Source organism: Pseudomonas koreensis (assembly GCF_036668835.1).
Lineage (GTDB): Bacteria > Pseudomonadota > Gammaproteobacteria > Pseudomonadales > Pseudomonadaceae > Aquipseudomonas > Aquipseudomonas koreensis_I.
Map to the genome: position 1 here is coordinate 586,243 of NZ_JAZEVW010000001.1, position 15,321 is coordinate 601,563.

14 protein-coding genes are annotated in these 15,321 nt (G+C 61.1%); 8 read left to right on the forward strand and 6 right to left on the reverse strand.

The window, feature by feature from the left end; translation table 11 throughout:
* Positions 1-26: 26 nt before the first annotated feature.
* On the forward strand, positions 27-1,481 hold the full coding sequence (locus V6F91_RS02575; RefSeq protein WP_332762092.1) for a TrkH family potassium uptake protein: 1,455 nt from the start codon (positions 27-29) through the stop codon (positions 1,479-1,481).
* Here V6F91_RS02575 and V6F91_RS02580 read toward each other — a convergent pair.
* Positions 1,438-2,499, reverse strand: a complete 1,062-nt coding sequence (locus V6F91_RS02580) for an AraC family transcriptional regulator (RefSeq protein ID WP_332762094.1) — start codon at positions 2,497-2,499, stop codon at positions 1,438-1,440. The genes V6F91_RS02575 and V6F91_RS02580 overlap by 44 nt on opposite strands.
* A gap of 164 nt (positions 2,500-2,663) precedes the next feature.
* Here V6F91_RS02580 and V6F91_RS02585 point away from each other — a divergent pair, with 164 nt between their 5' ends.
* Entirely contained in the window at positions 2,664-2,975 is a 312-nt protein-coding gene (locus V6F91_RS02585) for a DUF962 domain-containing protein (RefSeq protein ID WP_332762095.1), read from the forward strand.
* A 13-nt stretch (positions 2,976-2,988) separates the two neighbouring features.
* Positions 2,989-3,579 carry an HD domain-containing protein gene (locus V6F91_RS02590; RefSeq protein ID WP_332762096.1) on the forward strand — a complete coding sequence of 197 codons (591 nt, stop codon included), beginning with the start codon at positions 2,989-2,991 and terminating at the stop codon, positions 3,577-3,579.
* A 121-nt stretch (positions 3,580-3,700) separates the two neighbouring features.
* On the opposite strand, the gene V6F91_RS02595 is transcribed toward V6F91_RS02590, so the two are convergent.
* The gene (locus tag V6F91_RS02595) at positions 3,701-4,516 is read right to left on the reverse strand and encodes a UDP-2,3-diacylglucosamine diphosphatase (protein WP_332762097.1); all 816 of its coding nucleotides are present in this window, start codon (positions 4,514-4,516) and stop codon (positions 3,701-3,703) included.
* Between the two features lie 135 nt (positions 4,517-4,651).
* Here V6F91_RS02595 and V6F91_RS02600 point away from each other — a divergent pair, with 135 nt between their 5' ends.
* Together V6F91_RS02600 and V6F91_RS02605 are read left to right on the forward strand one after the other, a co-directional pair.
* Positions 4,652-5,416, forward strand: a complete 765-nt coding sequence (locus tag V6F91_RS02600) for an AraC family transcriptional regulator (protein ID WP_332762098.1) — start codon at positions 4,652-4,654, stop codon at positions 5,414-5,416.
* Positions 5,417-5,540: 124 nt separating this feature from the next.
* Positions 5,541-6,434 (forward strand): DMT family transporter, encoded by an 894-nt coding sequence (locus V6F91_RS02605; RefSeq protein ID WP_332762099.1) that lies wholly within the window; start codon positions 5,541-5,543, stop codon positions 6,432-6,434.
* On the opposite strand, the gene V6F91_RS02610 is transcribed toward V6F91_RS02605, so the two are convergent.
* Entirely contained in the window at positions 6,428-6,715 is a 288-nt protein-coding gene (locus V6F91_RS02610) for a SelT/SelW/SelH family protein (protein ID WP_332762100.1), read from the reverse strand. The two genes, V6F91_RS02605 and V6F91_RS02610, sit on opposite strands and share 7 nt — an antisense overlap.
* Positions 6,716-6,786: 71 nt before the next feature.
* Between V6F91_RS02610 and V6F91_RS02615 the strand changes: the two genes are divergently transcribed.
* Entirely contained in the window at positions 6,787-8,976 is a 2,190-nt protein-coding gene (locus V6F91_RS02615) for a patatin-like phospholipase family protein (protein ID WP_332762102.1), read from the forward strand.
* A 121-nt stretch (positions 8,977-9,097) separates the two neighbouring features.
* Here the strand turns inward: V6F91_RS02615 and V6F91_RS02620 are convergent, their stop codons facing one another.
* The 3 genes from V6F91_RS02620 to recQ form a co-directional block, all read right to left on the reverse strand.
* Positions 9,098-10,843 (reverse strand): FimV/HubP family polar landmark protein, encoded by a 1,746-nt coding sequence (locus V6F91_RS02620; RefSeq protein WP_332762103.1) that lies wholly within the window; start codon positions 10,841-10,843, stop codon positions 9,098-9,100.
* A gap of 127 nt (positions 10,844-10,970) precedes the next feature.
* Positions 10,971-11,405, reverse strand: a complete 435-nt coding sequence (locus V6F91_RS02625) for a MarR family transcriptional regulator (protein WP_090282294.1) — start codon at positions 11,403-11,405, stop codon at positions 10,971-10,973.
* Between the two features lie 313 nt (positions 11,406-11,718).
* Positions 11,719-13,848, reverse strand: coding sequence for a DNA helicase RecQ (recQ, locus tag V6F91_RS02630; protein WP_332762105.1), 2,130 nt, complete (start codon positions 13,846-13,848; stop codon positions 11,719-11,721).
* A gap of 412 nt (positions 13,849-14,260) precedes the next feature.
* Between recQ and V6F91_RS02635 the strand changes: the two genes are divergently transcribed.
* On the forward strand, positions 14,261-14,848 hold the full coding sequence (locus V6F91_RS02635) for a YecA family protein (RefSeq protein ID WP_332762106.1): 588 nt from the start codon (positions 14,261-14,263) through the stop codon (positions 14,846-14,848).
* Positions 14,849-14,858: 10 nt separating this feature from the next.
* Positions 14,859-15,254, forward strand: a complete 396-nt coding sequence (locus tag V6F91_RS02640) for a YbaN family protein (RefSeq protein ID WP_332762107.1) — start codon at positions 14,859-14,861, stop codon at positions 15,252-15,254.
* Positions 15,255-15,321: the final 67 nt, after the last annotated feature.

Here is a 15,321-nt window from a genome sequence, read left to right on the forward strand (position 1 = left end):
TTCTTCCATCAGCCCGAGCGGATTTCATGGCGTTGCCGACCTTACGGACCATTGGTTTCATCATCGGCATTTTCCTGATTACCCTGGCTGTGGCCATGGTCGTGCCGATGGCCACCCTGCTGATTTTCGAGCGCACCAGCGACCTGCCGTCCTTCCTCTGGGCGAGCATGATCACCTTCGTCGCCGGCCTCGCGCTGGTGATTCCCGGCCGTCCGGAACACGTTCACCTGCGCCCGCGAGACATGTATTTGCTGACTGTCAGCAGTTGGCTGGTGGTGTGCATTTTTGCCGCGCTGCCGTTTCTGCTGACCCAGCACATCAGCTACACCGACTCGTTTTTCGAAAGCATGTCGGGCATTACCGCTACCGGCTCTACCGTGCTTAACGGCCTGGACACCATGTCGCCGGGCATCCTGATGTGGCGCTCGATGCTGCACTGGATCGGCGGCATCGGCTTTATCGGCATGGCGGTGGCGATTCTGCCGCTGCTGCGCATCGGCGGCATGCGCCTGTTCCAGACCGAATCTTCGGACCGCTCGGAAAAGGTCATGCCGCGCTCGCACATGGTGGCGCGGCTGATCGTGGCGGCTTATGTTGGCATCACCATCCTCGGCAGTCTGGCGTTCTGGTGGGCGGGGATGAGCCCGTTCGATGCGGTCAACCACGCGATGTCGGCGATTTCCACCGGCGGCTTTTCCACGTCCGACCAGTCGCTGGCGAAATGGACGCAGCCGGCGGTGCATTGGGTGGCGGTCGTCGTGATGATCCTCGGTAGCCTGCCGTTCACCCTGTACGTGGCTACGTTGCGCGGCAATCGCAAAGCGCTGATCCGCGATCAACAGGTGCAGGGGCTGCTGGCGATGTTGCTGGTGACCTGGCTGGTGCTCGGCACCTGGTACTGGTGGACCACCAAACTGCACTGGCTCGAAGCCCTGCGGCACGTGGCGCTGAACGTGACGTCGGTGGTTACCACCACCGGGTTTGCCCTCGGTGACTACAGCCTGTGGGGCAATTTTTCGCTGATGCTGTTTTTCTACCTGGGCTTTGTCGGCGGCTGTTCCGGTTCGACCGCGGGCGGGATCAAGATTTTCCGCTTTCAGGTCGCCTATATCCTGCTCAAGTCCAACCTCAATCAGTTGATTCACCCGCGGGCGGTGATCAAGCAGAAGTACAACGGTCATCGCCTTGACGAAGAGATCGTGCGCTCGATTCTGACTTTTTCGTTCTTCTTCGCCATCACCATTTGTGTGATCGCCCTGCTGCTGTCGTTGCTCGGCGTCGACTGGATGACCGCGCTGACCGGCGCGGCGAGCACCGTGTCCGGGGTCGGCCCCGGCCTGGGCGAAACCATCGGCCCGGCCGGTAACTTCGCCACCCTGCCGGATGCCGCCAAGTGGATTCTGTCGTTCGGCATGCTGCTCGGCCGACTGGAGATCATTACGGTGTTTGTGCTGTGTATTCCGGCGTTTTGGCGTCACTGACCGCGTTCGGCGCCTGCAGCATCCGCGCCCGATAATCACCGGGCGTGGTGTCGAACCAGCGACGGAAGGCGCGGAAGAAGTTACTTGGGTCGGCGAACCCCAACAGATAAGCGATTTCCAGCAAGGTCATGCTCGGTTGCGCCAGATATTGTTCGGCAAGTTCGCGCCGGGTGTCGTCGAGCAATTGCTGAAAACTGGTGCCCTCCTCCTGCAAACGGCGCTGCAAGGTACGCTGCGACAAATGCAGGGTCTGCGCCACGGTGTCGCGTTTGGGCTCACCCTGCGGCAGCAAGCGGCACAGCACCTGACGCGCCTTGTGCGTCACGCGGCTCTCGGAAAACCGCGCCAGATATTCCCCGGCAAAACGATCATGCAACAGCGCCATCGCTTCGTTGGCGGTGGGCAGCGGCGCTTCCATATCGGCGCGTTTGAAAATCAGCGCGTCGTACGGCGCGTTGAACACCAGCGGCGCGTGGAAGGCTTGTTTATAAGGTTCGAGATCGGCGGGCTGGTCGCCCTGCACCAACACTTTGACCGGGTGCAGCGGGCGCCCGGTCAGCCAGCCGCACAGCGCCAGTGCGCAGGCCAGCGAGGCTTCGGCGCTTTGCCGGGTCGGCGGCAGATGATCGCCGTGCACGGTCAGAATCAGCCCGTAACCTTCATCGAGCAAACGAAAACTCAGGTCAGCACTTTCGGCGATGATGCGCTGATAACGCACCAGCCGTTGAAAGCCTTCGGCCAGGGTATTGCTCGACATCAGCGCATAACCGGCGACATGAAACGAGGCCGGTCGCACCACCTTGCCCATGTTCAGGCCGATCGCCGGGTTACCGGACAAATCGACCGCGCGTTGCCAGAGCCGGGTCATGGAGTCTTGCGTGAAACGCGCATCCGGATCATTCAGCGCTGCGTAATCGAGCCCCAGTTGCTTGAACAGAACCCGGCAATCCAGGCCGTCCATCTCCAGCGCTTTGACAATCCCCATCGCCCAGCTTGCAGAAGTCGTTCGTTCGCTCATGGCGTTTTTCTTATACATGATGGGCCACATGTTACGGCCCGATTTGCGAAGGATACTAAAGTGGCGCCGATTGTCACTGGCCCACCCCCATGATCACTCTAGACTCAAATAGGCTACCCGCCGCACAACTCGTCGCCAGAACAATAACCACAGAGATCGCAGTCGTGGAAAACGTAAAGCAATTCAACAGCTTCGCCGAGTTCTACCCGTACTACCTCAGCGAGCACAGCAACAGCACCTGCCGGCGCCTGCACTTCATCGGCACCAGCCTGGTCATTTTCATCCTCGCTCTGACCATCGCCAAGGGTGCTTGGCTGCTGTTGCTGGCCCTGCCGCTGGCCGGCTACAGCTTCGCCTGGGTCGGGCATTTCTTCTTTGAAAAGAACCGACCGGCGACTTTCCAGCATCCGCTGTACAGCCTGTTCGGTGACTTCGTCATGTACCGCGACATGATTCTGGGTCGCGTAGCGTTCTGAAGGAGCTCTGCCCGTGAATGCCACTGCCCGCTTTACCCATATGAAGGACGGTACCGAGGAAGACTGGGCGATCATCGCCGCTGACTTCAGTGCCTACGCCAGACAGCTGCCGGCGCGGATCGTCACGCATCTGAAATTGCTTGAAGGCGACTTCGGCGGTTTTCCGGTGGATCGTTTGACCCACTCGCTGCAAACCGCGACCCGTGCGTTTCGTGACGGTCGCGATGAGGAGTATGTGATTTGCGCGCTGCTGCACGACATCGGCGACACCCTCGGCTCGTACAACCATCCGGACATTGCCGCGGCGATTCTCAAGCCGTTCGTCAGTGCCGAAAATCTGTGGATGGTCGAGAAGCACGGGGTGTTTCAGGGCTATTACTTCTTTCACCACCTGGGCATGGATCGGCACCTGCGTGAGCAGTTCAAGGAGCACCCGCAGTTCCAGGCGACCGCCGAGTTCTGCGCCAAATACGATGCGGCGGCATTTGATCCAGCGTATGACACGCTGCCGTTGAGCTTTTTCGAGCCGATGATGGAAAGGCTGTTTGCGCAGCCGAAGAACTCGATCTACAAGGCGGCGATGGAGCAACACAGCCCAGCCTGAGTATGCCGCAGATCAAAATGTGGGAGCGAGCCTGCTCGCGAAGAAGCAGTGTCAGACGAAACTGTTTTATCTGATACACCGCTTTCGCGAGCAGGCTCGCTCCCACAGGGTTCATCGTGGCTCAGGCGAGTTCGGTGACTTTGGCCGCCTTGAGCTGCGCCTCGCGCGCCTGCGCATCCGCCAGCCGATATAGCTCGATCGTGCCGTCCCAGTGCTCGATCAACGCCGTGCACGATTCCACCCAGTCGCCGCAATTGAGGTAATCCACCTCGCCCACTTTACGAATCTCGGCGTGATGAATGTGCCCGCAGACCACGCCATGCAACTCGCGCTTCACGCATTCATGGGCGATGGCTTCTTCGAAGTCGCTGATGAAACTCACCGCAGTCTTGACCTTGTGTTTCAGGTACGCCGACAGCGACCAGTAACCGTAGCCATAACGCGCCCGCCAGTGGTTGAGCCAGCGATTGAGGGTCAGGGTGAATTCGTAGGCCGAGTCGCCGAGGAAGGCTAGCCAGCGGTGATAACGGGTGATCACGTCGAATTGATCGCCATGAATCACCAGCAGATGGCGACCGTCGGCGGTGACGTGCACCGCCTCGTCGACCAACTGGATATTGCCCAGAATCAGTTTCGAATAGCGGCGCAGGAATTCATCGTGGTTGCCCGTGACGTAGATCACTTCAGTACCGCGCTTGCTCATGGTCAGCAAGCGACGGATCACGTTGGTGTGCGCCTGCGGCCAGTACATGCCGCCGCGCAGTTTCCAACCGTCGATGATGTCGCCGACCAGGTAGATCCTGTCGGCGTGGTAACCCTTGAGAAACTTCGACAAGTGTTCCGCCTGGCAATCGCGCGTGCCCAGATGCACGTCGGAAATCCACAGGGTTCGTACCCGTTGCTTGCGGCTGGGTCTGGCGAGCTCGGCGCTGGTCATGGGCAACCCTCTGCGATGTTTTCGCCATCGTGCACCGGCCCGGTGAATCGGCCATGACAAGCGCAAGTCAGTCGTGTGACAACGCATGCTCGCGGTGCCGGTGTAGACTGGCGGCCACTGCGGAGACTGCCTGCCATGCGACCGATCCTCACCTTGCGTCAGTACACTCATGACCTGATCGTGCACAGCCACGACCACGCGCAATTGGTATTCGGGCTGTCCGGTGCGCTGGATTTCGAGGTCGAGGGCTGCGGCAGCCAGGTGCGTCAGCAGAGTTTTGTGGTGATCCCTTCCGGCGCCCATCACGCCTGTGGCAGCCCCGGCGGCAGCCGGTGTCTGGTGCTGGACGTTCCCGACGGAGGATGGCTGACGAATTCGCTCGGTGAGCATGCCGACGCCAGTCGCCGCTTGCTCGATCAGCCGGGCCAGTTGTCGCTGGATGCGGGGCAAAGCCAGTTGGTCAGTTGGCTGGCAAACAGCCCGGTCGCCGATCCGTTGATTGCGCAGCAAGGCGCGGTGTTGCTGCTGGCCAGCCTGAATCACGCGCGGCCTGCCGAACGCGCGGCTCGCCGTCTGCCCTATGCCGCGCTGGATGCGCACATCGAGCAATACGCCGCTTATCCGCTGCAAGTCGCCGATCTGGCGCGGGTCGCCGGGTTGTCCAGTGCACGATTGCACGCACGCTTTATGGCCGAATGCGGGCAGACGCCGATGGACTACATTCGCAGTCGGCGCCTTCATCTGGCGGTGCAATGGTTGCGCGACACACCGCTGCCGATCGGCGAAATCGCCAGCCGGGTCGGCTATGCCTCGCAGAGTGCATTTTCTGCTGCGGTGCTGCGTGAGTTCGGCGCGTCTCCGCGTCAGTTGCGCCGCGATTCCTGCGACAAAAGTCGCTAGCCTGCCGACAGATTTGCCCGGCGATCCGCGGTTCAATGCAGTAACTGCCACAGGATGATTGACCGTTTCCACGCGGAGCGTGGGAACGATCAAAGTCCCATGTATTTGAGATAAAAGGATTGCAATGACTCCGCGTACCGCCCTCGGCGCTCTGCACATTGGCGCTTTGATGTTTGGCCTGACCGGTGTGTTCGGCAAACTCGCTGTCGCCTCCCCCGCCGTAATCGTCTTCGGTCGCGCTGCGTTCGCCGTGCTCGCCCTGGCATTCTTCGCCCGTTTCGCCAGCCAGAGCGGCTGGCAGAAACTTCAAGCCGTGGACTGGCGTCGCCTCGCGCTCAGCGGCGTATTGCTGGCCGGGCACTGGGTGAGTTTTTTCCTCTCGGTGAAGGTCGCCGGCGTGGCCATCGCGACGTTGGGCTTCGCCAGTTTCCCGGCCTTCACGGTGATTCTCGAAGGGCTGATTTTCCGCGAACGCATCCGCGCCAATGAAATCGTTCTGGTGATTCTGGTCAGCGTTGGCTTGATTCTGGTGACTCCAGCGTTCGATCTCGGCAGCGGCGCAACCATCGGTTTGCTCTGGGCAGTATTGTCCGGGCTGCTGTTTTCGCTGCTGTCGCTGACCAACCGCGCCAGCTCCGGACGGATTCCGGCGGTACAGGCGGCGTTGTGCCAAAACGTGGTGGTGGCGCTGTGTCTGCTGCCGTTCGCGGCGCCGCAACTGAGTGAAGTGCGCGCGCTGGACTGGTTGTGGATCGCCCTGCTCGGGGTGTTCTGCACCGGGGTTGCGCACAGTCTGTTCGTCGCCAGTCTGGCGGTGATAAAGGCGCGCACGGCGGCGGTGGTGTTCGCCATGGAGCCGGTCTACGGCATCACCATCGCCTGGCTGTTGTTCGATGAGAACCCGACGCCAAGAATGCTGCTTGGCGGCGCGCTGATCATTGTCGCCATCGTCGTCTCAGCGCGGATGTCCGGGCATGCCGAGAAGAAAGCCGTCGCCGCCGAGGCCGCCTCTCACTGAGTGCGGTCGTTGTGACCGAGGTCGCGGTCGGGATCGATCCGGTCACGAACCCTTTGTTTCAGCACCTTGGCCTCCGGAAAACCGCCGTCAGCCTTGCGCTCCCAGATCTGCACCCCATCGCAACTGATGTGGAATATCCCGCCGGTACCGGGCACCAGTGACACTTTGCCGAGGTCGTCGCCGAAGGTGCTGAGCAGCTCCTGCGCCAGCCACGCGGCGCGCAGCAGCCATTGGCACTGGGTGCAATAAGTGATGACAACTTCTGCTTTTGCGACAGTCATGTTCGCTGAAACTCCTGAGACAGAGGGCGCCGCTATAATAGCCGGCTTTATCGTTTGCCCCGAGACTCACAATGCGCCGTCTGCTGTTCTGCCTGCTGCTTGGTTTCCTGCCACTGTTCGTTTATGCCAGCGAAGCGCCGCGACCGAAAATCGGTCTGGTGCTGTCCGGCGGCGCAGCGCGCGGGCTGGCGCACATCGGCGTGCTCAAGGCGCTGGAAGAACAAGGCATCAAGATCGACGCGATCGCTGGCACCAGCATGGGCGCCGTCGTGGGCGGGTTATACGCCTCGGGCTACAAGGTTGATGAGCTGGAAAAACTCGCCTTGAGCATCGATTGGCAAGCGGCGCTGTCCGACGCGCCACCGCGTGAAGACGTACCGTTCCGGCGCAAACAGGACGACCGTGACTTTCTGGTCAAACAGAAACTCAGCTTCCGCGACGACGGCAGCCTCGGCCTGCCGCTGGGGGTGATCCAGGGCCAGAACCTGGCGCTGCTGCTGGAAAGCCTGCTGGCACATACCAGCGATACCCGCGACTTCGACAAGCTGCCAATCCCCTTCCGCGCCGTCGCCACCGACATCGCCAACGGTGAAAAAGTGGTATTCCGCAAAGGTCACTTGCCCCAGGTGATCCGCGCCAGCATGTCGATCCCGGCGGTATTCGCCCCGGTCGAACTCGACGGCCGGCTGCTGGTGGACGGCGGCATGACCGACAATATTCCCCTTGATGTCGCGCGGCAAATGGGCGTTGACGTAGCCATCGTGGTCGACATCGGTACGCCGCTGCGCAATCGCAAGCAACTGGCCACGGTGGTCGACGTGCTGAATCAGTCGATCACCCTGATGACCCGCAGCAACTCCGAAGAACAACTGGCTGCGCTAAAAGCCACCGACGTGCTGATCCAGCCGGCACTGGCCGCGTACGGCGTGACCGATTTCGGCAAGACGCAGGAGATGATCGACGCCGGTTATCGCGCGACGCGCATCCTTGATAAGCGCCTCGCCGTACTCAAACCCACGCAATCCCAGGATGCCGAACTCAACGCTGCACGCTCACCCGGCCAGCGCACGCCGATCATCACCGCGATCCGCGTCGAGAACGATTCGAAAGTCGATGACGACGTGATCCGCTATTACATCCGCCAGCACATTGGTGAGCCGCTGGACCTGGGCCGCCTGCACTCGGACATGGGCACGCTGTACGGCCTCGATTATTTCGAACAGGTGCAATACCGCGTGGTGCACAAGGGCGACGATCACACCCTGGTCATCAGTGCCCGCGGCAAACGCAGCGGCACCGATTACTTGCGGGTCGGCCTCAACCTGTCGGACGACATGCGCGGCGACAGCGCCTTCAACCTCGGCGCCAGCTACCGCGTCAACGGCATCAACCGCCTCGGCGCGGAATGGCTGACCCGTGCACAGATCGGCGACAAGCAGGAGTTGTACAGCGAGTTCTATCAACCGCTGGACGTTGGTTCACGTTATTTCGTCGCGCCGTACGCATCGTTCGAAGCGCAGAACGTCGATTCGGTGCTGGATAACGACCCGATCGCGCAATATCGTGTCGAGCGCTACGGTTTCGGCCTCAACCTGGGGCGCCAGATCGGCAACAACGGTGAAGTGCGCTTCGGCGTCGGCGAAGCCTGGGGCAAAGCTGATGTGCGCATTGGTGATCAGGATCTGCCGAGCGAGAACTTCAACGAAGGTTTTTATACCCTGAAGTATTCCTACGATTCGCTCGATAACGTTTACTTCCCGCATGAGGGCAAGGACATCAGCCTGACGCTGACGCAATACGAGCCGGGGCTCGGTTCGGATACGCGTTATCGGCAGTGGGATTTCAAAATCGACAAGGCCATGAGCCATGGGCCGGACACGCTGATCCTCGGCGGGCGCTACGGGCGCACGCTGGATGATGCCAATGTGGTGACGTCGAGCTTTCTGCTTGGCGGTGCGCGGCAGCTGTCGGGTTTCCGTGAAGATGCGCTTTCCGGGCAGAACATCAGCCTGATGCGCGCCGTGTACTACCGCCGCCTGACGCCCCGCTCGTATCTGCCGCTGGACTTTCCGTTGTATGCCGGCGCCTCGCTGGAACGCGGCCGGGCGTGGAACAACGACAATGAATTCGACAGCGGCTACATCAATGCGGCCAGCGTGTTCATCGGTTTTGATACGCCACTGGGGCCGTTGAATTTCAGCTATGGCCTGAATGATGCGGATGAGCAGGCGGTGTATCTGAATCTGGGGCAGACGTTCTAGGCCGGTGTTGCCCGGCAGTCAGTCTTCGCGAGCAGGCTCGCTCCCACATTGAAATGCGTTTCCCTGTGGGAGCGAGCCTGCTCGCGAAAGCGTTATCGGATGCGCTTCAAAACTGCCGAAATCAACGAATCCCCGCCAACAACGTGCGCGCCGTTTGCTTCAATCGTTCATCGCCCTCTTTGAGCAATTCATTGAGCAGTGCGATTGCACTGTCGATGTCGCCGTCGTCGATGCAGGTTTGCGCCTGTTCAAGCTTCTGCGAGCCGCCAGGTTCAGGCGCCTGTAGATCCAGCGGCTCGAGCACTATCGAAGACTCCGGATCAGCGAACTCATTGAGAAAGTCGTCATCCAGCGGCTGCGCCTCCGGCTCGGGAATCCACTCAAGCTCCGCTTCTTCGCCGGTCGTCGGTTCGGGCAGCTCGAAATCCTGAGGCAGTACTTCCAGCCCTGCGCCGAGGTCGGAGTTTTCGGCTGAAGGGGCTTGACGGGTGTCTTCAAGGTCCCAACTGGACTCCATCGACAATTCGCCCAGCTTCAGTTCGAAATCATCCTCGGGCGGCGATTGTTCAGCTACCACAGGCGCGGCCGCGACAATCGGCAACACAGGTGCCAGCGGCGCGGTGCCGGCCAGTTTCGGATGACGGGCGCGCGTTTCCCGCAACGGCTGCTCGTCCACGCCGAGTTCGCGCAGATGATTTTCCTGCTGCTCATACGCGGCGCTATCGCCCTGACGCCCGAGCACTTCGAGCAATTGCAGGCCGAGGTCAAGGCGTTCAGGCTCCCTGTGCAAGGCATCACGCAAGAGTCCCGCCGCTTCGTTGAGCCGGCCATAGGCGAGGTAGATCCCCACCGCTTCCAACACATCCCCGGCCGTCGGCTCTTCGCGGTGATCGGCGCTGACTTGAGTTGCGACAGGCTCGGCAGTTTCCATCGCGTCGGCTGGCGGCTCGGCGAGCGGCATTGCCTGCGGGAGCGGTTCGCCGTCTCGTTGCCGCTGTTGACGATGCTTGCGCACGAACAATGCCGCCAAAGCGCCGAGCAAGAGCACCAGTGCGCCAAGCAAGGGCCAGTTCAACCCGTCTTCGGCGGGCTCGAGCGGCGTGACCACTGGCGCTGGTGCGGGTGTGGCAACAGCGGGTGGCGGGGCTTTCTGCAGCTCGGCCAAGCGGGTCTGAAGGTCAGTGATCTGCTTCTTGCCGTCAGCAATCTGCACCTGCTGCGCTTGCAGTTTCACGTTCAATTCGTCGACGGTTTTCTGCAGTTGCTGGTTCAGCAGGTCGCTGGCGGCCAATTGCTCTTTGCTGTCATCGACCGCTGCGGGCGTTGCCGCAGGCGCTGTCTCGCGCTTGCGTTGAGCGGCCTGTGGCGCCGCCGTAACGGGCTCAACGGTTGGAAATGCCGAGGATTGTGCGCGGGGGTCCGGCTCATCGGTCGCCGGCACGATACCCGGCGAACCCGGTGGGTCGATCAGCACGGTGTATTCACGCAGCAAACGCCCATTGGGCTGATTGAGCTGCACGAGGAAATTCAGAAAGGGTTCGTTGACCGGTTTGCTCGAGGTCACCCGGATCATCTGGCGCTGGCCACGCAGGATCGGAATGAACTTGAGGTCATTGAGAAAGAACACCCGCTCGACCCCGGCCTGAGCGAACTCGTCCGCAGTGGCCAGGCTCACCGCCAGATCGTTTTGCGTCAGCCCGCCGACATCCACCAGGGCAATGTCGGCCTTGAGTGGCTGATTGAGAGCTGAGTGAACGGTGATGTCACCCAGCCCCAAGGCCATCGACCAGGCCGAATAACTGAATACGCCAGCGACCAGCAACCATTTGGCGCCACTGCGCAGTACCACGTGCCGACTTGCGAGCATGAGCATCCCTTAAATAAGCAAAACCGACTTCTATGCGTTCGCACATCCGGTACGAACACGATATTGCCCAGTAGTTCTTATAGTCGGCTCAGCGCAATCTCTCCAAGAATCGGCACGTGGATGTGCCTCAAGACTTTTCCAGGTTGCCCAGAATGTGCGCGTGGACGCGCATGCACACCTTCAGATCCGCCTCGTCGACCCCATCGAACAACTCGCGTCGCAGTTGCGTGGCAATGGTTTCGATTTGCTCGATCAACGGCAGGGCCGGTGCGCAGAGGACGATTTTTTTCGCCCGGCGGTCTTCCATCACCGATTGACGCTGCACCAGCCCCTGGGTTTCCAGACTATCGAGCAAGCGCGCCAAAGTCGGCCCTTCCACTCCGACGCTCTGCGCCAGCTCACGCTGGGTCGGCGCTTCTTCGAACCGTGCCAGGTGCAGCAGCACCAGCCAACGCGCCTGGGACAGCCCCAGCCCGGCCAGTCGACGGTCAAGTTCGGCACGCCAGCCACGAGACATATGGGCCAGTTGCATGCCAAAGCGGTGTTGATCGGTTAACGGCATAAAACACTCACGGATAGACTGAAAATACGGAAAATCTAATTATTAGTCAGCTAAGCATGAGCGGCAGTTATAGGCAAGTGGCGGTCTGTACTGAATCGTTACAACTGCTCATAGATCAAAAGCACCCTCACCCTGGCCCTCTCCCTGCGGGAGAGGGGACTGATTGGGGGATGCTCGGTAAATTCTCCCATCTGACAAAGCTTCGCTGAATCCATAATCGACTCGGTCGTTCAGGTCGATGTATGACGCCAGACACCGCGGTCGGCCCCGTCTCCCTCTGGGAGAGGGCTGGGATGAGGGGTGAGGGGCCTGATTACATCTCGAATTCAGACTGCAACGCCGCCCGCACACAATAAAGCACGCCCTCCGGCACCCGTCCGGCAAACAGCTCAGCTACCTCGGCAACCGACGGCAACTCGCCCTCCCCGTCAAGAAACGCGTCCTGCACTTCGCCCATCAATTCTTCCGGCAAATCCAGCGCCTGTTCCAGTGACAGCTGCTGCTTGCCGATCGCTTCGGCCAGCATCGTATAGACGTTCTTTTCCGAGCACTGCAGCTGCCCCGCGATCTGCAACGGCGTCATGCCAGCGCGGGCCAGCGTGATCAGTTCATGGCGCACGTCGGCGACCGGTTTCGGCGCCTCGGCCTCGCCGCCGAGTACTTCGAGGAAGGCATCGCCGTAGCGTTCCAGCTTGCGCGCGCCGACGCCGCTGACCCGGGCCATTTCCGCCAGCGAGGTCGGCTGGCTGCGGAGCATTTCCAGCAGGGTCGAATCGGGGAAGATGACGTACGGCGGCACGCCATGTTCCTCGGCCAGTTTGCGTCGCAGCGCGCGCAGGGCTTCCCACTGTTCGCGCTCTTCGCCACGCACCAGTTGACTGGCCGGGCTCTTGCTGGCGGTTTTGGCGGTGACTTGCGGTTTGAGATCGCGACGCAGCTCCAGCGTCACTTCACCCTTTAGCAACGGCCGGCAACTGTCGTTCAAGCGCAGACCGCCATAACCTTCGTGATCGACATCCGCCAGGCCGCGCGCCACCAACTGGCGGTACAGCGAGCGCCATTCGCTCTCGCTCAGGGCCTTGCCGACGCCGTACACCGACAGATGCTGATGCCCGAAACTGCGGACTTTCTCGTTGTCCTTGCCCAACAGCACATCGACCAGATGCCCGACGCCATAACGCTGGCCGGTGCGAAAAATCGCCGACAACGCCTGACGTGCCGGCTCGGTGGCGTCCCAGGTCTGCACGCCATCGACGCAGTTGTCGCAATGCCCGCAGGGCTCGGGCATGTCTTCGTCGAAATAGGCCAGCAGGGTCTGCCGCCGGCAGCGGGTTTCCTCGCACAGCGAGAGCATGGCGTCGAGCTTGTGTTGCTCCAGACGCTTGTGGCGTTCGTCACCTTCGGAGTTCTGCAACAGTTGCTTGAGCATCACCACGTCTTGCAGACCGTAGGCCATCCACGCATCCGCCGGCAGACCGTCACGGCCACCGCGACCGGTTTCCTGGTAATACGCCTCGAGGGATTTTGGCAAATCGAGGTGCGCGACGAAGCGCACGTTGGGCTTGTCGATGCCCATGCCGAACGCCACCGTGGCAACCATGATCAGGCCCTCCTCGTTGAGGAAGCGCTTCTGGTGATAGGCACGCAGATCATTGGGCAGACCGGCGTGATACGGCAGCGCCGGGAAGCCTTGCTCGCTGAGGAATGCAGCAACTTCCTCGACTTTCTTGCGCGACAGGCAATAGACGATACCGGCATCGCTGCGCCGCTCGGCAAGGAACGCCAGCAACTGCTTGCGCGGCTGCTCCTTGGGCACGATGCGGTAGAAGATGTTCGGGCGGTCGAAGCTCGACAGGAACCGCTCGGCGTTCTGCAGGTGCAGGCGATCGACAATCTCTTCGCGGGTGCGCTTGTCGGCGGTGGCCGTGAGGGCGATGCGCGGAACGTTGGGAAACAGTTCTGCCAATTGGCCGAGTTGCAGGTATTCGCGGCGGAAATCGTGGCCCCACTGCGACACGCAATGCGCTTCGTCGATGGCGAACAGGGCAATTTCCAGGCTTTGCAGGAACGCCAGCATGCGCGGCTGGACCAGTCGCTCGGGCGCCAGATAGAGCATCTTCACTTCGCCGCGTTTGATCCGCGCCGCAAGATCGCGTTGCTGCTCGGCGCTCAGGGTCGAGTTCAGCGCAGCGGCCGCCACACCGAGTTCTTCGAGGGTGGCGACCTGATCGTCCATCAGCGCGATCAGCGGCGACACCACCACCGCCAGACCCTCGCGCAACAGCGCTGGGACCTGGAAGCACAGGGACTTGCCGCCACCGGTAGGCATCAGCACCAGCGCATCACCGCCGCTGGCCACACGCTCAATGATTGCACCCTGACGGCCACGGAAACTGTCGTAGCCGAAGATGTCCTTGAGGACGCGTTGAGCCTGTTCGAGCATAAAAACTCCAAAAATCTACCGGTACATCCCTGCTCAGGCTGGTTCAGAACCGCCGCGACTGCTTAAACAAAACGTAAGAAGCCGTTGCATGGCCAGCAAGATGCGGGCAGGGAGCGCAAAACGCGGCAGTATACCCGAGGCCTTCGCCGCAGAGGGTGCCGCTGAGAAGACTCACTCTGCTATTGACCTCACACCGAACCCTGTGGGAGCGGGCTTGCCCGCGAAGAGGCCGGCACTGACAACTTCTTCATCGACCGATACACCGCCATCGCGGGCAAGCCCGCTCCCACAGGTTCTGCGCCCTGCCCGGCATTTGCGTGCGTCCGTGCGGGCAAATCTGCCAGGCGGCTGGCTTGAGCGCGCAAGAAGGCCTAGAATTCCCGCATTGTTTATTCCCCAAGGTAGCCCCGTAATGTCCTTCGCTGAGCAACTGACCCGCCTGCAAGTCTTTCTCGACGCCGACGAGCTGCACGACGAGGCGCTGGATTACGTCGCCGCCCACGGTTACCTGACCGCGCTGTCGATCTGCTCCGAAGACGTCCCGGAGCGTGAGTGGATCGATGCTCTGTTCGCCGAAGAGCCGCATTACAGCGACGAAGCCCAGCGAGCCGAAATCGAAGCCACGCTGATCGGCCTCAAGGCACACATCGCTCGCCAACTGGCCTCGGATGAAGAATTCGAATTGCCTTGCGAACTGGACCTGGGCGACGACCCGGACGATTCCGAACTGCGCGGCTGGTGCATCGGTTTCATGGAAGGCGTCTTCCTGCGTGAAGCCGCCTGGTTCGAAACCGCCGAAGAAGAAGTCAGCGAAATGCTCCTGCCGATCATGGTCGGTTCGGGTCTGTTCGACGAACAGCCGGAATTCGAAGACATCGCCAAGGACGCCAATCTGATGGACGACATGATCGTACAGATCCCGGAAGCCCTGACCGCGCTGTACCTGCTGTGCCACGCGCCCGACGAAAAACCGGCGATCCTCAAGCCACGTCACCACTAAGACCCGGCCTATGGAAAATCCCATAGGCAACCGCTCCCCGATGTTGCGCTACATCCTGCTGGCCGTCGGCTGGCTCAGCGTGGCATTGGGGGTGATCGGCATTTTCCTGCCGGTCCTGCCCACCACCCCTTTCCTCCTGCTCGCCGCGGCCTGCTTTGCGCGCAGCTCTCCGCGTTTCTATCAATGGCTGGTCGATCACCCACGGCTCGGGCCATGGATCCGCGATTATCTCGACGGCAACGGCATTCCGCTCAAGGCCAAGGTCTACGCGATCGGGCTGATGTGGGTGAGCATTCTGTTTTCGTGTTATCTGGTGCCGCTGGTGTGGGCACGCGGGTTCATGTTGACCAGTGCGGTGCTGGTGACGGTTTATATTCTGCGGCAGAAGACGTTGCGCAAAACGTGAATGATCCCAGACCTGCCTCTCTACCGCCCATCTGAAACCGGCCCGCACCTGTCAGAGTTGACAGGTG